This is a genomic window from Rhizobium subbaraonis (genome assembly GCF_900220975.1).
Lineage (GTDB): Bacteria > Pseudomonadota > Alphaproteobacteria > Rhizobiales > Rhizobiaceae > Mycoplana > Mycoplana subbaraonis.
Genome location: NZ_OBQD01000011.1, coordinates 19478 through 36473, shown reverse-complemented (window position 1 = coordinate 36473; position 16996 = coordinate 19478). Strand labels below are relative to the sequence as shown.

Sequence of the window (16996 nt, the reverse complement as noted above, 5' to 3'; positions counted from 1 at the left end):
GTTTTCGCTCGCCACATTTTCTGGAGAATTGCCATGTTTTCCCGCCGCACCGTCCTCGCCGGGCTCTCCGCCCTTGCCCTGATGCCCCTGACGCCTCTGGCCGCCTCGGCGGCCGAGCTGCCCGACCTCGGCGGAAAGACGGTCGTCGTCGTCACCGAAAACGCCTATCCGCCGCTGCAGTTCGTCGACCCGAAATCCGGCGAGCAGATCGGCTGGGAATACGACGCGATGAACGAGATCGCCAAACGGCTGAATTTCAAGGTCGAGTACCAGAACACGAGCTGGGATGCGATGATCCAGGCCGTGCATGACGGCCAATACCAGATCGGCATGACCGGGATCACCATCAAGGACGACCGCAAGGAAAAGGTCGACTTCTCCGATCCCTACATGCGCTCGCAGCAGTTCATGCTCGTGCGCGGAGACGAGAATCGCTTCACCGACGCCAAGACCTTCGCCGCCCTCAGCGACGGCCTCGTCGGCGCGCAGCCCGGCACCTCGCCGTTCTACGCGGCCGTCTACGAGATCCTCGACGGCAACGAGCAGAACCCGCGCATCAAGCTGTTCGAAACCTTCGGCGCCACCGTGCAGGCGCTCAAGGCCGGCGACGTCGACCTCGTGCTGACCGACAGCGTTGCGGCCAAGGGCTATGTCGATGCTTCCGAAGGCAAGCTGAAAGTCGTGGGCGAGCCGCTCGGTACCGAAGATTTCGGCTTCATCTTCCCGAAGGGCTCCGATCTCGTGGCGCCCGTCAATGCCGCGATCGCCGCACTGAAGGCGGACGGCACGGTGGACGCGCTGAACAAGAAGTGGTTCCTCGACTACAAGATGGGTCAGTAAGACCTGCATGACATCGCCATCGGAGCATTCCGGATCGACGAAGGGCGACTATCCCTGGTGGCTGGTCGCCCTTGTCGTGGTCGCTATGGGCATCGCGGTGGTGATCGCCGCAAACGAGATCTACTCGCAAGTCTTCGCGGTGATCCTGAAGGGCCTGTGGGTGACGATCTTCGTCACGGTCGTCGGCTTCACGCTGGCAACACTGCTTGGACTTGGGGTGGCGCTGCTGGGCCTTTCCGACAGCGCGGCCGCGCGGCAGTTTGCCCGCTTCTACACGGAAGTCATCCGCGGTGTGCCAATCCTGGTCCTGCTCTTCTACGTCGCCTTCGTGGGCGCGCCGGCGCTGGTGGCGCTGGCCAATTTCGTGGCGACGCCGCTCGTTACGGCAGGCTACATCGACCCCTTCCTCGTGCGCGACGTCTCGCTGATGTGGCGGGCGATCATCGCGCTGATGATCGGCTATTCCGCTTTCATCGGCGAGGTGTTCCGTGCCGGCATCCAGTCGGTCGACAAGGGGCAGATCGAGGCGGCCAAGGCGCTGGGGCTGTCCCGCTACCAGCGTTTCCGGCTCGTGATCTTCCCGCAGGCGATCCGGGTCATCCTGCCGCCGCTGGGCAACGACTTCGTGGCGATGGTGAAAGACTCCTCGCTGGTCTCCGTGCTCGGCGTGTCCGACATCACCCAGATGGCCAAGGTCTATGCCTCGGGCTCCTTCCGCTTTTTCGAGACCTATTCGATCGTCGCCTATGTATACCTGATCCTGACGGTCGGGCTATCCTTGGCGCTGCGCGGTCTGGAGAAGCGATTGCGGAAGGGGTTCGAGCGATGAGCGAACGGGAAAGCGAAGCGTTGGGCCGGGTCTATGCCGCCCGCACCACCGACGAGCTATCCGCTGCCTATTCGGCCTGGTCGAACGTCTACGATCAGGAGACGGCTGCCGCCGGCTATTGCCTTCCCTTCGTCATCGGCAGTTGGGTCGCCCGCCATGTGCCGGCGGATGCCCGGCCGCTTTTGGATGCAGGTTGCGGCACCGGGCTGTCCGGCCCCTATCTGCAAGCGCTCGGTTATCGCGATATCGAAGGCCTCGACATGTCCGAGGACATGCTGGCGCTGGCAGCCGGACGCTCCTGCTATTCCAGCTTGAAGATCGGCACGCTCGGGCAGAAGCTGCCCTGGCCCGATGGCCATTTCGCCGCCTTTTTCTGCACTGGCGTCTTCACCGAAGGGCACGCACCCGCGTCTGCTCTCGAGGAACTCGTACGGATCACCAGGAAGGGAGGACATGCGATCTTCACCGTGCGGGACGTGATGCTGGAGAAGGGCGGGTTCACAAGAGCGTTTGAAGCACTGGAAAGTGCCGGCCGCTGGCGGCCGGTGGAGGCAAGTGCCCCGTTTCGAGCTTTCGCCGTGGCCGAGCCGGACGTGCTTGTCCGGGCCTTCGTGTTCGAGGTGCTCTGAGCGCGCCCGGCCCCTAAATCTCACCGATTGCTCGGCCGTCAAAAAATTGATATGTGCAGGCCATGGAATCCAAGTTCGCATGCATCGGTGCGCGTATTTTCGTACTGCAGGACCATAAGCGTCTGCCGGTACGCTTTTTCGCGCGTGTATGCGGGGCGCTTACCAGCCGCCTAGGCTGATCGCCCGACCCGCGGCAAGCGAGCCGCATTTTTCTCCATTTCCATGCATCACACGGATGAAGAGCCATGAGCGCACCCCGTACCCTCTATGACAAGATCTGGGCCGACCACGTCGTCAACACGCAGGAAGACGGCACCTGTCTTCTCTACATCGATCGTCACCTCGTACACGAGGTGACGAGCCCGCAGGCCTTCGAAGGTCTGCGCATGGCCGGCCGTCAGGTCCGCCATCCCGAGAAGACGCTCGCCGTCGTCGACCATAACGTTCCGACCTCGCCCGACCGCAAGAACGGCATCAAGAACGAGGAAAGCCGGATCCAGGTCGAAGCGCTCGCCAAGAACGCCGCCGACTTCGGCGTCGAGTATTACTCCGAGAACGATATCCGCCAGGGCATCGTGCACATCGTCGGACCCGAGCAGGGCTTCACGCTGCCGGGCATGACGATCGTCTGCGGCGACAGCCATACCTCGACGCACGGCGCTTTCGGGGCATTGGCGCATGGTATCGGCACCTCCGAGGTCGAGCATGTGCTTGCCACGCAGACGCTGATCCAGAAGAAGGCAAAGAACATGCTGGTGCGCGTCGACGGCCAGCTGCCGCCGGGCGTTACCGCCAAGGACATCATCCTCGCCATCATCGGCGAGATCGGCACTGCAGGCGGCACCGGCTACGTCATCGAGTTCGCCGGCGAGGCGATCCGCTCGCTGTCGATGGAAGGCCGTATGACGATCTGCAACATGACGATCGAAGGCGGCGCCCGCGCCGGCCTGATTGCGCCGGACGAGACGACCTTCGCCTACGTCAAGGACAAGCCGCGTGCGCCGAAGGGCAAGGCCTGGGACATGGCGCTCGAATACTGGAAGACACTGCACACCGACGAGGGCGCCCACTACGACCGCGTCGTCGTGCTGGACGCTGCCAACCTGCCGCCGATCGTCTCCTGGGGCTCCTCGCCGGAGGACGTCATCTCGGTGCAGGGCGTCGTGCCCAATCCGGACGAGATTGCCGACGAGACAAAGCGCGCCTCCAAGTGGCGTGCGCTCGAGTACATGGGTCTGAAGCCGGGCACCAAGATCACCGATATCGCCATCGACCGCGTCTTCATCGGCTCGTGCACCAATGGCCGCATCGAGGACCTGCGCGCCGTCGCCAAGGTGGTCGAAGGCAAGAAGGTCGCATCGACCGTTTCGGCGATGATCGTCCCCGGTTCGGGGCTCGTCAAGGAGCAGGCCGAGGCCGAAGGTCTCGACGCGATCTTCAAGGAGGCCGGCTTCGACTGGCGCGAGCCCGGCTGTTCCATGTGCCTGGCCATGAATGACGACCGACTGAAGCCGGGCGAGCGCTGCGCCTCCACCTCGAACCGCAACTTCGAGGGGCGCCAGGGCTTCAAGGGCCGCACGCATCTCGTCTCGCCGGCCATGGCCGCGGCCGCCGCGATCGCCGGGCATTTCGTGGATATCCGCGAATTCAGCTGAGCGGTGCTGCACGGCCTTTGATCGGCCGCGTACACCACTATCGAACAAGCCATGCCTGACTATGGGGCTGTCCGCCAGGACAGCCCCTTGCATTTCGGGCCTGATGGCGGTGCAATTCGAAACGTTGAGGAGGAACGGACATGACGGACCGTCGGCTCATACTGCTGCGCCATGCGAAATCGGGCTGGCCAGATGGCGTGCCCGACCGCGATCGGCCGCTGGCGCCGCGCGGGCAGAAGGCGGCGCCGAAGATCGGCGCCTTCATGGCAAAGGAAAAGCTGGTCCCCGATCTCGTCCTCGTCTCGCCTGCGCGGCGGACACAGGAGACCTGGAACCTGATCGCCCCCAGCCTGCCGAAGAAGCGCGACAAGCGCGATATCGAGGCGATCTACGAAGCTCCGGCAAACCGGCTGCTCGACGTCGTTCGCGACACCGCAGAAACCGTGCGCTGTCTCATGCTGGTCGGCCACAATCCGGGCCTCCAGCAGCTGGCGCTCGCCCTCATCGGTGCGGGCGAGGCCGATACCATTCACAGGATCGGCGAGAAATATCCGACGGCGGGGCTGGTCGAGCTTGAGTTCTCGCTTAATCTCTGGTCCGACCTGCACGCGGGCATGGCGACGCTGCGGCGCTTCGTCACGCCGAGGTCCCTGGATTGAACGACGCGATCGCCGGCGGCGACCGCGTCACGCGCGCAATGATCAGAAATCCGCCGTCTTCGGGTCCGGGCCGATGCGGGCGCCGGGGTTGTCGAGCTTGTCGAGCGCCGCGAGGTCCTCGGCATCCAGCGTGAAATCGAACACCTTGAAGTTTTCCACGATACGCGCCGGCGTCACCGATTTGGGGATGACGACCAGGCCGTTATCGATGTGCCAGCGGATGATCGCCTGCGCCGGTGTGCGGCCGTGCTTTCTGGCGATGGCCGCCACCGTCGGATTGTCCAGCAGCTTACCTTGGCCGAGGGGGCTCCAGGATTCGGTGGCGATACGCAACCTGTCGTGGAACGCACGGGCCGTTTTCTGCTGGAAGTCGGGGTGCAGCTCGATCTGGTTGATCACCGGTGCCTCTCCCGTCTCCGCCTCGATCATCTCGATGTGCTCGGGATAGAAGTTCGAAACGCCGACCGAACGCGCGCGCCCCTCTTCCTTGAGGCGCAGGAAGGCTTTCCAGGTATCGACATAGAGGCCGCGCTGCGGCGCGGGCCAATGGATCAGGTAAAGATCGACATAGTCGGTGCCGAGCCGCTTCAGGCTTTCGTCGAAAGCTCTCAGGGTCGAATCATAGCCCTGCTGGTCGTTCCAGAGCTTGGTCGTCAGATAGATGTCCCCACGCGCGATGCCGGACGCGCGGATGCCTTCGCCAACGCCTTCCTCGTTGCCATAGATCGCGGCCGTATCGACATGGCGGTAACCGGCCTCAATGGCGGTGCGAACGACGGATGCGGCGGCGTCCTCGGGCGTGCGCCAGACCCCAAGGCCGAGCTGCGGGATCGCGTGGCCGTCGCGGAGGGCGATCGTCGGTGTATTTGTCATGAAATCTCTCCACATGAGTGTCGCGGGAAATATATGGACGGAGGGCGGCCCAAATGGCACGTCCGAACGCAAAGGGATGGACGAGGCTGATATAGGGAGCGCGGGGCCGAGTTCCAGCCTGCGATCACCGGATCGCATCGGCCGCAAGCCACGCAAAATGATCTGACGCGCCCAGGCGGCTATCGGATCTCGGCCCGCGAGAACGGCGGACCACGATTGTGCCGTCTTTGTCTGCTGCTGTCTTGCTTGCCCGTCCCATGCCCGGCACCTACATAGTGCTCACGCGAATGTGCGTTGCCCGCATAATTTCGGGCAAGCATATCCTCGCGTCGGACACGCAGATTTGCATGGAACCTGCGCAGGGTTGTCAAAAGGGCAATTTTGCTTAGGTTCATTCTGGAACCGAAGGGAAAAAGATGACGTCGCGAACCATCCTCATTGTCGATGATGACGACGACCTGCGCGAGACGCTGGTCGAGCAGCTTGCGCTCTACGAGGAGTTTGCGATTCTTCAGGAAACGACGGCCGCCAAGGGCATTCAGGCGGCGCGCGCCGGCCAGGTCGATCTTCTGATCATGGACGTCGGACTGCCGGACATGGATGGTCGCGAGGCCGTCAAGCTGCTGCGCAAGGGCGGCTTCAAGGCACCGATCATCATGCTGACCGGGCACGATACGGATTCCGACACGATCCTTGGCCTGGAGGCAGGCGCCAACGACTATGTCACCAAGCCCTTCCGCTTCGCCGTGCTGCTTGCCCGCATTCGCGCGCAACTGCGCCAGCACGAAAGCAGCGAAGACGCCACCTTCACCGTCGGGCCCTACACGTTCAAGCCGGGGCAGAAGCTTCTGACCATGGACAACGGCCAGAAGATCCGGCTGACGGAGAAGGAGGCGGCGATCATCCGCTATCTCTACCGGGCGGACCAGAAGGTCGTGACCCGTGACGTGCTACTGGAAGAGGTCTGGGGCTACAATTCAGGCGTGACGACGCACACGCTGGAAACCCACGTGTACCGCCTGCGGCAGAAGATCGAGCGCGACCCCTCCAACGCGCAGATTCTCGTCACGGAGAACGGCGGCTACAAGATCGTTCCCTGAATATCGTCGCCTGAAACGTCCTGCAATAAACGCCCGCAGCTGGACGCGGGACGGCTTTGTCGGCTATTGAGTCCGCTCGATATTTGAAGGTCGGGCCTGGAGGCAGGCAACCCGACGGCATGCCGGAGGCGCCGCTTGGCTCTCATTGACGACATCAGGCTTTTCGCGCAGGTGCCGCTTTTCTCCGGCCTGTCGGAAGACAAGCTGCGCCTGATTGCGTTCGGCGCCGAGCGCCGCCGCCTCGTCGAGGGACAGACGCTGTTCCGCGAGGGCACGTCCGCCGACTGCGGCTTCGTGGTGGCAACCGGCAGTTTCCGGCTTTATTCGACGGCTCGCGACGGATCTGTGAAGGACGAGGGAACGGCAGGCACCGGGACCCTGCTCTCGGAGCTCGCGATGATCTCCGTGGTCGAGCGCAAGTTCACTGCAACGGCTGTGGAAGACAGCGATGTCATTCGCATCAACCGGCCGCTGTTCCGCCGCATGCTTGAGGAATATCCCGACGTGGCGATGATGGTGCAGGAGCGCATTCGCGCCAACCTCGAGGCCATGATCAGCGGCGCGGCCGGTTTGGCCGGCCGTTTCGCCTGATCGTCCTTCTTCAGAGGTCGAATGTCGCCATCACAGGCACGTGGTCGGAGGGACGCTCCCAGCCGCGCGCCTCCCTAAGAACTGTAATCTCCGACAGATGCGGGTCGAGGTCGGCAGACGACCAGATGTGATCGAGGCGGCGTCCGCGATCGGCCTTGGCCCAGTCCTGGGCCCGATAGCTCCACCAGGTGTAGAGCTTCTGGTCGGCCGGAATCTTGCGGCGCATCAGGTCGACCCAGGCGCCCTTCGTCATCACTTCCGTCAGCCCCTCCACCTCGACGGGCGTGTGGCTGACGATCTTCAGGAGCTGCTTGTGCGACCAGACGTCGTGCTCCAGCGGCGCTATGTTCAGGTCGCCGACGAGGATCGACGAGATGCCGGCATCCCCATCCGCATGCAGAAGCTTCATTTCCTCGATGAAGTCGAGCTTGTGGCCAAATTTCGGGTTGATCGTCCGGTCCGGTTCGTCACCGCCTGCGGGCACATAGAAGTTGTGCAGGCGGATCGACTTGCCGCCGTGCCGGAAGACGACAGAGACGTGCCGCGCATCGCCGACGCCGCAATAGTCGCGCCGCTCGACGAGCTCGGTCAGTGGCAGGCGGGAAATGGTGGCGACCCCGTGATAGCCCTTCTGCCCGTGCATGACGATATGCTCGTATCCCAGCGCCTTCAGCGGCTTGGACGGAAACTGGTCGTTCGGGCACTTGGTTTCCTGCAGGCACAGAATGTCGGGCGAGTGGAGTTTCAGGAACTGCTCGACCAGGCCGATCCGCAGGCGGACGGAATTGATGTTCCAGGTCGCGATGGAAAGGGGCATGTGGCGTGTCCTCGTGCTGCGCCGCCGCTGGCGCGCGAGGTACATAGCGCATAACGACGAAGACCGGAATCGCTTTTCGGCCAGGTGGTTTTCCTGGACGACAGCGACCGGTTCGCCTCTCAAGGCACGTCCTGCGAACGATCCGTCGCGCCGGCGGGCAGCGACGCCGTCACTCAGCGGCCGTGGATTTCATCGTAGGGGATCGCAAAGATCTTCTGGTCCAGCCGCACGCCGGTCTTGACGTTGAAGATCATCACCGAAGTGTCCTTGCCCTGGGCGTCGGTGATCGTCCATTGCCGCAGGTCGTAGGTTCGCGGGTCGAACATCATGGTGATCGTGGACGTGCCGAACATGCCCCTGTCGCCAAGTACGATCGTGATGAGGTCGTCTTCCTCCTTCACACCGCGCACCATCTTGGTGGAAAGATCGATCTGTGCCCCAAGCAGCAGCTTCAGCGGCGTCTTCGACAGGGGATAGACATCCCAGGTCTTGAGCTTGCGGTTGCCGATGACCACGGTGCGTCCATCGGAGATCACCCGCATCGGCGAGGGATCTTCGTAGTTGAAGCGGATCTTCCCGGGACGGCTGATGTAGAATTTCCCACCCGTCTGCTCGCCGCGCGGACCGAACTGGACGAACTCGCCCATCATGGTCTTCACCGAGGCGAAGTGATTGGCGATCTTCTGGGCCGTGGCCGAAGCCTGTGCGGCGGCCGGTTGGGGCAGGAGCATGGATGGGCCCCCGACCAGCAACAGCGCCATCAGGCCGGCGAAGCCCCTCCGCGTCAGGTTGGGGCCATGCGGGCTCGCTTCATGAACGTTCATCGTGGTCTCCTTCATGCCGCTGTCATGTCCGCCAAGTGCGGCGCGATCAAGGCGCAGATCTGGTGTCGATGGCCGTTAAGGCACAGATAGCGCGGTACAATTTTCCGTCAACGGCCGGTGATCTAGTCTTCCGTCGGAACGAGGATTTCGCGCTTGCCGGCATGGTTGGCCGGGCTGATGATCCCTTCCTGCTCCATCCGCTCGATCAGTGACGCGGCCCGATTATAGCCGATCCCGAGCCGTCTTTGGATATAGGAGGTTGAGGCCTTGCCGTCACGCAGGACCACGGCCACAGCCTGGTCGTACGGATCTTCGGAATCCTCCAGGTTCGACGTGCCTGCCGGGCCGCCGCCTTCCATGTCGTCATCGTCGTCCTGGGTGATCGCGTCGAGATACTGCGGCGCGCCCTGCGTCTTCAGATGCGCGACCACCGCCTCGACCTCGCCGTCGGAGACGAACGGGCCGTGCACGCGCTGGATGCGCCCGCCGCCGGCCATGTAGAGCATGTCGCCCATGCCGAGCAGTTGCTCGGCGCCCTGTTCGCCAAGGATCGTGCGGCTGTCGATCTTGGACGTCACCTGGAAGGAGATGCGGGTCGGGAAGTTGGCCTTGATCGTACCGGTGATGACGTCGACCGACGGGCGCTGCGTCGCCATGATGACGTGGATGCCAGCCGCGCGCGCCATCTGGGCGAGCCGCTGCACGGCGCCTTCGATGTCCTTGCCGGCGACCATCATCAGGTCGGCCATCTCGTCGATGATGACGACGATGTAGGGCATCGGCTGGAGGTCGAACTCTTCCGTCTCGTAGATGGCTTCGCCGGTCTGGCGGTCGAAGCCGGTCTGGACGGTGCGGGTGATCTGTTCGCCCTTCGCCAGCGCCTGCTCGACGCGGCTGTTGAAGCCGTCGATGTTGCGCACGCCGATCTTCGACATCTTCTTGTAGCGCTCTTCCATCTCGCGGACGGTCCATTTCAGCGCGACCACGGCCTTCTTGGGATCGGTTACGACCGGTGAGAGCAGGTGCGGAATGCCGTCGTAGACGGAGAGCTCGAGCATCTTCGGATCGATCATGATCAGGCGGCACTGCTCCGGCTTCAGCCGGTAGAGGATCGACAGGATCATGGTGTTGATCGCGACCGACTTGCCCGAGCCGGTCGTGCCTGCAACGAGCAGATGCGGCATCTTGGCGATGTCGGTGATGACGGGTTCGCCGCCGATCGTCTTGCCGAGCGCCATCGCCAGCTTGGCCTTGCTGGCCTCGAAGTCACGTGCCCCAATCAGTTCGCGCAGGTACACCGTCTCGCGCCCCGGGTTGGGAAGCTCGATACCGATCGCGTTGCGGCCGGGCACGACGGCAACGCGCGCGGCGATTGCGCTCATCGAGCGGGCGATGTCGTCGGCAAGGCCGATGACGCGCGAGGATTTGATGCCGGGCGCCGGCTCGAGCTCGTAGAGCGTCACCACCGGACCGGGGCGGACATGGATGATCTCGCCCTTGACGCCGAAGTCCTCCAGCACGCCCTCCAGCATGCGGGCGTTCTGCTCGAGCGCATCGGCGGAAAGCGCCGGATCTCGCGTAACGTTGCGCGGCTCTGCCAGCAGATAGAGGGGCGGCAGCTGGAAGCCGCCGGGAGCGATAAACGAAGACTGAGCTTCGCGCTCCACGCGCGCGCCGGCCTTCGGCTTCGGAGCGGCGGCGGCAATGCGCGAGCGTAGCCCTGCGGGTGCAGGCGCCTTGCGCGGCGTCCAGTCGTCTTCCTCGTCATCGGGAAGGATGCCGGCGGGGCGCGGCAGGTCGTCGTCCTCATACTCCCCATCGTCGACACCGGCGATCGAAGGCGGGGAGACCGCGCGGCGGCCACCGGCATCGAGCGACGGCTCCACCCGTTCCGACAGCCTCGGGGAGACCTTCGCGCGTGTCGGCTCATTCAACGTGCCGAACTCGTCGTCGTTGAAGTCGTAGGGCTGTTCAACGGCGCGGGAATGGGTCTTTCCACGGCCGGAGAGGCCAAACATGCGGCGCAGGCGGGCGTGGGCGGTGAACCAGGCGTGCGTCATCGCGCCGGCCATCAGCATCAGCGGTCCTTCCGCCTCGTCCTCCTCTTCCGCATCGCTCACCGTACGGGTGCGCTCGACGGACGCTTGCGGAGCAATCTCGTCCTCCTCTGCCGGCTCGTTGGCGATCAGACCGGCGCTGAAAACGAGAAGCCAGCCGGCCGGCAGGGAAATGAAGGCGCCGAGAACGCTGGCCAGTGTTCCGGTCGGATAGGCGCCGGTAAACAGCGCGGGAAACCGCAGGATCATGTCGCCGAACACGCCGCCAAGCCCGTTCGGCAGCGGCCAGGTGACGGGCGCCGGGATGCAGCTGAGTGCGGCAGATGCGAGGACGGCCCCCAGGAACCAGGAGCCGAAACGCTTCAGGACCGAGGACAGGCGGCGGTTCTTGATGAGCGCGAGCGCCCAGGCGACGACGGGCAAAAGCGCAATGACGCTGGCCAGCCCGAAGAATTGCATGAAGATGTCGGCGAAGGCTGCGCCGGCATAGCCGAGCGCATTGGTCGGCTCACCGCCGGAGGCATATGAGAAGCTGGGGTCGGAGACGTTCCAGGTCGAGAGGGCAGCCACCGAAAGCGCCAGCGCGATGAACAGCCCGAAGCCCAGCAATGCCCGGGCCTGCCGCCAGAGGAAGGCGGACAGAACGAACCGTTCGGGACGATTGTCCAGCATTGCCGATGTGCTTCTTGCCATGTGTCTTCAGCCTGTCGCGCGATGGGCCCGGAGAGAGGATGTTCCACGGGCGCGGGTGCATGGATGATTTGCGACCCTAACCGCTCAAGCGTTAAAGCCATGTTAACCATGCCGGTCCGGCAGTAGGCGCAGCCGAAAATGCCGCGGCAACGAAAAAGGCCCGAACCTGAAGGGCCGGGCCAGAGGCGGTGCTTTCACCGTGACGATCTATTGGGCCGCGCCGGTGGCCGGCGCGGCCGGTGGTCTTAGGAGTGGTAGGCAGCCTCGCCGTGCGAGGAGAGGTCGAGACCTTCTCGCTCGGCTTCGACGGAGACGCGCAGGCCCACGATCACGTCCACGACCTTGTAGAGGATGGCCGAGACGATACCGCACCAGATGATGGTGATGACGACGGCAGTGAGCTGCGTCATGAACTGCGAAGCGATCGAGAAGTCCTCAGCGCCCGTGCCGCCGAGCCAGGGTGCCGTGAAGATGCCTGTGCCGAGGGCGCCGATGACACCGCCAACGCCGTGAACACCGAAGACGTCCGCCGTGTCGTCATAGCCGAACTTGTGCTTCACGACCGAGACGAAGAAGTAGCAGACCGGCGAGACAATGATACCGAGGACGATGGCGCCCATCGGGCCGACCGAGCCGGCAGCCGGGGTGACGGCAACCAGGCCGGCGATCATGCCAGAAGCAGCGCCCAGGAGCGAAGCCTTGCCACGAGCGAAGGTTTCGACCAGCGACCATGCGAGGATGGCCGCTGCGGTGGCGAGGAAGGTATTGACGGTGGCGAGCACTGCGCCGCCGGATGCCTCGAGATTGGAGCCGGCGTTGAAGCCGAACCAGCCAAACCACAGCATCGCTGCGCCGACGAGCGTCAGCGTCATCGAATGGGGAGCCATCATATCCTTGCCGTAGCCGGTACGCTTGCCGACCATGATCGCGCCGATGAGGCCCGCGACACCGGCGTTGATGTGGACAACCGTTCCGCCTGCGAAGTCGAGAGCGCCCATGTTGAAGATCAAACCATTGGCGTCCCAAACCATGTGGGCGATCGGGAAGTATACGAAGGTGGCCCAGAGGATGGTAAACAGCAGGACCGCCGAGAATTTGATCCGCTCGGCAAAGGCACCGATGATCAGCGCCGGCGTGAGGGCGGCAAAGGTCATCTGGAACAGCACGAAGATGTATTCCGGAATGACGACGCCGTCGGAGAACGTGGCAGCGGTGCTATCAACGGTTACGCCAGTCAGGAAGATCTTGGCAAATCCGCCGAAGTAGGGGCTGGTCGAGCCGCCGAAGGCGAACGAGTAACCGTAGACGACCCATACGATCATCATCATTGCGCCGATGACGGTGCACTGCATCAGAACGGAGAGCATGTTCTTGGCGCGAACGAGGCCGCCATAGAACAACGCAAGGCCCGGAATGAGCATGAAGAACACGAGCAGGGTTGAAAGGAACATGAAGACCGTATCGGCCTTCTCGGGAACCGGCGCTGCGGCGGCTGCCTCAGCGGCGGCGGGTGCCGCCTCCTGGGCGAAGGCGATGACCGGCGCCAACAGGCCGGTTGCGGCCGCGCCCATCACACCGAGCGTGGTAGTAAACTTAGAAAATGACATCAGAGACAACTCCCCTAGCAGCCGTTCTTACAGAGCTTCAGAATCAGTTTCGCCGGTGCGGATGCGCACGGCATGGTCGATGGAGTAGACAAAGATCTTGCCGTCGCCGATCTGGCCGGTCTTGGCAGCGGCGGCGATGGCTTCGACCGCCTTGTCGACGGTCTCGGACGGGACGGCGATCTCGATCTTCAGTTTCGGGAGGAAGCTCACTGCATATTCCGTTCCGCGGTAGATTTCCGTGTGCCCCTTCTGGCGCCCGTACCCCTTCACTTCGGTCACGGTGAGGCCCTGGATACCGACAGCGGTGAGGGCTTCTCGCACCTCATCGAGCTTGAACGGCTTGATAATTGCCATCACGATCTTCATCTGGTTTCCCATCCTTCGTGTTCACCCACGGCCGAGGCCGTTTCTCCTTGCTGCCGCTTGGCATTCTGCCGCAGCCGCCGGACCTACACATTCAAGGGGCGTGCCAGATTCGATACGAATCGTAAGGTATTGTTAAATAAAGGATTTATGTATCAGCCGCGCCGAAAGCTAAAAAAGCGCCACGCTCTCGGCACAAAAAATGGGCAGATTTAAAAAATCGCACTATTTTTGTTCAATTGCCTTTTTGCGAATCAATCCCTCCTGGGCCACCGACGCAATCATCGCTCCGGAGCGACTGAACAGGCTGCCGCGCGTCATCCCGCGCCCGCCGGATGCCGACGGGCTGTCCTGTGCGTAGAGGATCCAGTCATCCAAATCGAACGGGCGGTGGAACCACATGGCATGATCGAGGCTTGCGACCTGCAGCGCCGGGTCGAAGACCGACGTGCCGTGCCCGAACAGCGCGGTGTCGAGCAGCGTCATGTCCGAGAGATAACCGAGAACGGCGGCCTGCAGGTGCCGCTCGTGCGGTACGGCTCCGGTCGCCCGCATCCATACATGACGAACCGGCAGCGACTGCCCGTCCAGCGACGGCGGCGTCAGTTCCACCGGGCGCAGTTCGATGGGGCGCGGCCGCTCCCAATAGTCGCGCACCGCCTTTGGCGCCGTGGCGAGAAACTGCCGCCGCGCTTCCTCGTCCACGAGAACAGCCTCCGGCGGCGGTACGTCGGGGATGGAGAGCGAATGCTCGTAACCGCCCTCGTCCTGATGGAACGAGGCGGTCATGAAGTAGATCGGCTTGCCATGCTGGATCGCGATGACGCGGCGCGTCGTGAAGGTGGCGCCGTCGCGGACACGGTCGACATCGTAGAGGATCGGCACGCTCGGATCGCCGGGGCGGATGAAGTAGGCGTGCAGCGAATGGAGGAAGCGGTCGGCCTCGACCGTCCGGCTTGCCGCAATCACGGCCTGACCGATCACCTGCCCGCCGAAGACCCGCTGCCAGCCGACCTGCGGGCTCCGTCCGCGGAAGAGGTTCACCTCCAGCGCCTCCAGATCCAGGATGGACAACAGCGCCTCCATGGGCGTTCTGGCGTCGGCAGCTTGCGACATTTGGACATTCTCCCCCGGTAGGAAACTGATCCCGTGTCCTCTATATAGGTTGCACTGACCGCTCAAGGGCTGGGAGATTTCACGATGATCGACATTCTTGTGGCGGGCGGCGGCTATGTCGGACTGTCGCTCGCGGTGGCACTGAAAAAGGCCGCGCCGCACCTTCTGGTGGAGCTTGTCGATCCCGCCCCTGCTGGCGCATGGCAGCGCGACGAGCGCGCCTCGGCGCTGGTGGCAGCCGCGCGCAATCTGCTCGCCGTGCTCGGGGTATGGGACAAGATCGAGCCGGAGGCCGAACCGATCCGGCGCATGGTCATCACCGATTCGCGCGCCGGCGATCCGGTCCGGCCTGTATTCCTGACATTCGAAGGCGCTGGCACGACTGAGGAAGGACAGCCCTTCGCGCACATGGTCCCCAACAGGGCGGTGACCGGCAGCCTGCTGGAAGCAGCAGGATCGCTCGGCATTCCCGTTCATTGGCAAACGTCGGTGGTCGACTTCACGTCGGGGCCGCACCTTAACGAGGTCAAGCTGTCGAACGGCGAGACCCGGCAGGCCAAGCTCTTGGTCGCCTGCGACGGGGTGCGTTCGAAGCTGCGCGACATCGCCGGCATCAAGACGGTGCGCTTCGACTACGGCCAGTCCGGCATCGTCACGACCGTGGAGCATGAGCGGCCGCATGAAGGCACCGCAGAAGAGCATTTCCTTCCTGCCGGCCCGTTCGCCACGCTGCCGATGAGGGGCAACCGCTCGTCGCTCGTCTGGACGGAGCGGACGGAGGATGCCAATCGCCTGATCGAGAGCGACGACCTTGTGTTCGAGGAAGAGTTGGAGCGGCGGTTCGGCCACAAGCTTGGCACGCTGCGCGTGGTGGGCGGCCGCAAGGCGTTTCCGCTCGGGCTGACGCTCGCCCGCGCCTTCGTCGCACCGCGCCTTGCTCTGGCCGGCGATGCCGCCCACGGCATTCATCCGATTTCGGGACAGGGGCTCAATCTCGGCTTCAAGGACGTTGCCGCGCTGGCCGAGACGATCGTCGAGGCCGACCGGCTCGGCCTGGATATCGGGTCCCTTTCCGTGCTCGAACGCTACGAGACCTGGCGGCGCTTCGACACGTTCCGCATGGGGGTCACGACGGATGTCCTCAACCGGCTGTTTTCCAACGACGTCACGCCGGTCAGGGTCGTTCGCGACCTGGGGCTGGGAATCGTCGATCGGCTGCCGGGCCTGAAATCCTTCTTCATCCGGCAGGCGGAAGGCCTGGCCGGGCGCAACCAGCCGCGCATGCTGGTGGGCGAGGCGATCTGAGACGATTGCTGGCAGCGTCGCGCCCCGCGCAAACGATGCGTGGCGCCGGCGCTCAGTCCTTCAGTTCGCGCGCTTCGGAGATCAACATGATCGGAATGCCGTCGCGAACCGGATAGGCAAGCTTGGCGCGCTCGGAGACCAGCTCGCCGGTATCGGCGTGCCAGCTGAGCCGCCCCTTGGTCAACGGACAGACGAGAAGCTCGAGAAGCTTCGGATCGACGCTGTTCGTCTTGCTCTCCACCGCCGCGCTCCTATTGCAGCCGCGTGTCGACGTCGCCGAAATTGCGCGCCAGCACGATCTCGGTGATGGCGATCAGCGTTTCCGCCCGCGTCTTCAGGTCTGGCGCCTCGAGCAGCGCCTGCTTTTCCGCCGGCCCGTAGGGCGACATCATCGACATGGAATTGACGAGGGTGGTGTTGCTTGCGCGTTCGACGCTCTCCCAGTCGGCCTCCAGCTTGTTGGCCTCGAGATAAGCCCGGAAGGCCGAGAGCAATGCCTCCCGGTCCACGCCGCGTTCATCGTCGGTACCGGAGAGGTCGCTGATGAAGGGGGCGATCTTGAACGAACGATAGGCCTTGCCGCTCCGCACTTCGCTGATCAGCCGGTAGCGGCAGACGCCCGTGAGCGAAGTGATGTAGCGGCCATCGCCGGTCTCGGCAAACGAGGTAATGCGGCCGATGCAGCCGACCTGGCAGAGCGCCGGGGCCTCGGAGGACGGGTCTGATACGACGTGGTCGCCAAAGACCGGCTGCACCATGCCGATCAGCCGGCTTCCGGCAAGCACGTCGTCGAACATGGAAAGATAGCGCGGCTCGAAAATGTTGAGGGGCAATTGCCCTCCCGGCAAGAGCAGCGCGCCCGTCAGCGGAAACACCGGGATGACGCTCGGCAGGTCATCCGGCTTCAGATAGCGTGCATTCCCAACATGCATTGCATCGCCTTCCCGTCGCAATCGCTTTAGCCGGCAGCCCGGAGGTTGCCGGCGGCGGTATGCCCTTGAAATGGGGTTTGCAGCGGAATTCTCAAGGTGCGCCGCA

17 protein-coding genes are annotated in these 16996 nt (G+C 63.7%); 8 read left to right on the top strand and 9 right to left on the bottom strand.

Annotated features, from left to right (window positions below; translation table 11 throughout):
- Window positions 1–33: 33 nt before the first annotated feature.
- The 5 genes from CRO48_RS17470 to CRO48_RS17445 all read left to right on the top strand — a co-directional run bounded on the left by CRO48_RS17470 (window position 34) and on the right by CRO48_RS17445 (window position 4612).
- Window positions 34–840, top strand: a complete 807-nt coding sequence (locus CRO48_RS17470; RefSeq protein WP_097141153.1) for a basic amino acid ABC transporter substrate-binding protein — start codon at window positions 34–36, stop codon at window positions 838–840.
- Window positions 841–847: 7 nt separating this feature from the next.
- The gene (locus CRO48_RS17465) at window positions 848–1669 is read left to right on the top strand and encodes an amino acid ABC transporter permease (protein WP_097141152.1); all 822 of its coding nucleotides are present in this window, start codon (window positions 848–850) and stop codon (window positions 1667–1669) included.
- Complete coding sequence (locus CRO48_RS17460) at window positions 1666–2298, top strand: class I SAM-dependent DNA methyltransferase (protein ID WP_097141151.1); 633 nt, start codon at window positions 1666–1668, stop codon at window positions 2296–2298. Before CRO48_RS17465 ends, CRO48_RS17460 begins: the two co-directional genes overlap by 4 nt.
- 245 nt (window positions 2299–2543) lie before the next feature.
- Window positions 2544–3953: a 3-isopropylmalate dehydratase large subunit gene (leuC, locus tag CRO48_RS17450; RefSeq protein WP_097141149.1), complete on the top strand. Its 1410-nt coding sequence runs from the start codon at window positions 2544–2546 to the stop codon at window positions 3951–3953.
- Window positions 3954–4093: 140 nt separating this feature from the next.
- Entirely contained in the window at window positions 4094–4612 is a 519-nt protein-coding gene (locus CRO48_RS17445; protein WP_097141148.1) for a SixA phosphatase family protein, read from the top strand.
- A gap of 42 nt (window positions 4613–4654) precedes the next feature.
- Here CRO48_RS17445 and CRO48_RS17440 read toward each other — a convergent pair whose 3' ends face one another.
- Window positions 4655–5485, bottom strand: coding sequence for an aldo/keto reductase (locus CRO48_RS17440; protein WP_097141147.1), 831 nt, complete (start codon window positions 5483–5485; stop codon window positions 4655–4657).
- 416 nt (window positions 5486–5901) lie between these two features.
- Here CRO48_RS17440 and CRO48_RS17435 point away from each other — a divergent pair, with 416 nt between their 5' ends.
- Entirely contained in the window at window positions 5902–6585 is a 684-nt protein-coding gene (locus CRO48_RS17435; protein ID WP_097141146.1) for a response regulator transcription factor, read from the top strand.
- 135 nt (window positions 6586–6720) lie between these two features.
- The gene (locus CRO48_RS17430) at window positions 6721–7176 is read left to right on the top strand and encodes a cyclic nucleotide-binding domain-containing protein (RefSeq protein ID WP_097141145.1); all 456 of its coding nucleotides are present in this window, start codon (window positions 6721–6723) and stop codon (window positions 7174–7176) included.
- Window positions 7177–7186: 10 nt separating this feature from the next.
- Here CRO48_RS17430 and CRO48_RS17425 read toward each other — a convergent pair whose 3' ends face one another.
- From CRO48_RS17425 to CRO48_RS17400, 6 genes are all read right to left on the bottom strand, one after another.
- Entirely contained in the window at window positions 7187–7993 is an 807-nt protein-coding gene (locus tag CRO48_RS17425) for an exodeoxyribonuclease III (protein WP_097141341.1), read from the bottom strand.
- 173 nt (window positions 7994–8166) lie between these two features.
- Window positions 8167–8832, bottom strand: coding sequence for an outer membrane lipoprotein carrier protein LolA (locus tag CRO48_RS17420; protein ID WP_407071935.1), 666 nt, complete (start codon window positions 8830–8832; stop codon window positions 8167–8169).
- A 107-nt stretch (window positions 8833–8939) separates the two neighbouring features.
- Window positions 8940–11567 (bottom strand): DNA translocase FtsK, encoded by a 2628-nt coding sequence (locus tag CRO48_RS17415; protein WP_097141144.1) that lies wholly within the window; start codon window positions 11565–11567, stop codon window positions 8940–8942.
- A gap of 245 nt (window positions 11568–11812) precedes the next feature.
- Entirely contained in the window at window positions 11813–13174 is a 1362-nt protein-coding gene (locus CRO48_RS17410) for an ammonium transporter (RefSeq protein WP_097141143.1), read from the bottom strand.
- 27 nt (window positions 13175–13201) lie between these two features.
- Window positions 13202–13540, bottom strand: coding sequence for a P-II family nitrogen regulator (locus tag CRO48_RS17405; RefSeq protein WP_097141339.1), 339 nt, complete (start codon window positions 13538–13540; stop codon window positions 13202–13204).
- A gap of 222 nt (window positions 13541–13762) precedes the next feature.
- A complete protein-coding gene (locus CRO48_RS17400; protein ID WP_097141142.1) occupies window positions 13763–14653 on the bottom strand; it encodes an acyl-CoA thioesterase in 891 nt (296 codons plus the stop codon).
- Between the two features lie 84 nt (window positions 14654–14737).
- On the opposite strand from CRO48_RS17400, the gene CRO48_RS17395 reads away from it, so the two are divergent.
- On the top strand, window positions 14738–15958 hold the full coding sequence (locus tag CRO48_RS17395) for a ubiquinone biosynthesis hydroxylase (RefSeq protein ID WP_097141141.1): 1221 nt from the start codon (window positions 14738–14740) through the stop codon (window positions 15956–15958).
- Between the two features lie 52 nt (window positions 15959–16010).
- Here CRO48_RS17395 and CRO48_RS17390 read toward each other — a convergent pair whose 3' ends face one another.
- Both CRO48_RS17390 and CRO48_RS17385 read right to left on the bottom strand, forming a co-directional pair.
- Window positions 16011–16199 carry a Trm112 family protein gene (locus CRO48_RS17390; RefSeq protein ID WP_097141140.1) on the bottom strand — a complete coding sequence of 63 codons (189 nt, stop codon included), beginning with the start codon at window positions 16197–16199 and terminating at the stop codon, window positions 16011–16013.
- Window positions 16200–16209: 10 nt separating this feature from the next.
- The gene (locus tag CRO48_RS17385; RefSeq protein WP_097141139.1) at window positions 16210–16890 is read right to left on the bottom strand and encodes an LON peptidase substrate-binding domain-containing protein; all 681 of its coding nucleotides are present in this window, start codon (window positions 16888–16890) and stop codon (window positions 16210–16212) included.
- Window positions 16891–16996: the final 106 nt, after the last annotated feature.

What these genes read in the sequence shown, in the direction of transcription:
- CRO48_RS17465 (WP_097141152.1), top strand. Translation starts at nt 848, where the DNA reads ATGACATCGCCATCGGAGCATTCCGGATCGACGAAGGGCGACTATCCC.
- CRO48_RS17425 (WP_097141341.1), bottom strand. Translation starts at nt 7,993, where the DNA reads ATGCCCCTTTCCATCGCGACCTGGAACATCAATTCCGTCCGCCTGCGG.
- CRO48_RS17400 (WP_097141142.1), bottom strand. Translation starts at nt 14,653, where the DNA reads ATGTCGCAAGCTGCCGACGCCAGAACGCCCATGGAGGCGCTGTTGTCC.
- CRO48_RS17435 (WP_097141146.1), top strand. Translation starts at nt 5,902, where the DNA reads ATGACGTCGCGAACCATCCTCATTGTCGATGATGACGACGACCTGCGC.
- CRO48_RS17410 (WP_097141143.1), bottom strand. Translation starts at nt 13,174, where the DNA reads ATGTCATTTTCTAAGTTTACTACCACGCTCGGTGTGATGGGCGCGGCC.
- CRO48_RS17385 (WP_097141139.1), bottom strand. Translation starts at nt 16,890, where the DNA reads ATGCATGTTGGGAATGCACGCTATCTGAAGCCGGATGACCTGCCGAGC.
- CRO48_RS17415 (WP_097141144.1), bottom strand. Translation starts at nt 11,567, where the DNA reads ATGGCAAGAAGCACATCGGCAATGCTGGACAATCGTCCCGAACGGTTC.
- CRO48_RS17440 (WP_097141147.1), bottom strand. Translation starts at nt 5,485, where the DNA reads ATGACAAATACACCGACGATCGCCCTCCGCGACGGCCACGCGATCCCG.
- leuC (WP_097141149.1), top strand. Translation starts at nt 2,544, where the DNA reads ATGAGCGCACCCCGTACCCTCTATGACAAGATCTGGGCCGACCACGTC.
- CRO48_RS17445 (WP_097141148.1), top strand. Translation starts at nt 4,094, where the DNA reads ATGACGGACCGTCGGCTCATACTGCTGCGCCATGCGAAATCGGGCTGG.
- CRO48_RS17470 (WP_097141153.1), top strand. Translation starts at nt 34, where the DNA reads ATGTTTTCCCGCCGCACCGTCCTCGCCGGGCTCTCCGCCCTTGCCCTG.
- CRO48_RS17420 (WP_407071935.1), bottom strand. Translation starts at nt 8,832, where the DNA reads ATGAAGGAGACCACGATGAACGTTCATGAAGCGAGCCCGCATGGCCCC.
- CRO48_RS17460 (WP_097141151.1), top strand. Translation starts at nt 1,666, where the DNA reads ATGAGCGAACGGGAAAGCGAAGCGTTGGGCCGGGTCTATGCCGCCCGC.
- CRO48_RS17405 (WP_097141339.1), bottom strand. Translation starts at nt 13,540, where the DNA reads ATGAAGATCGTGATGGCAATTATCAAGCCGTTCAAGCTCGATGAGGTG.
- CRO48_RS17395 (WP_097141141.1), top strand. Translation starts at nt 14,738, where the DNA reads ATGATCGACATTCTTGTGGCGGGCGGCGGCTATGTCGGACTGTCGCTC.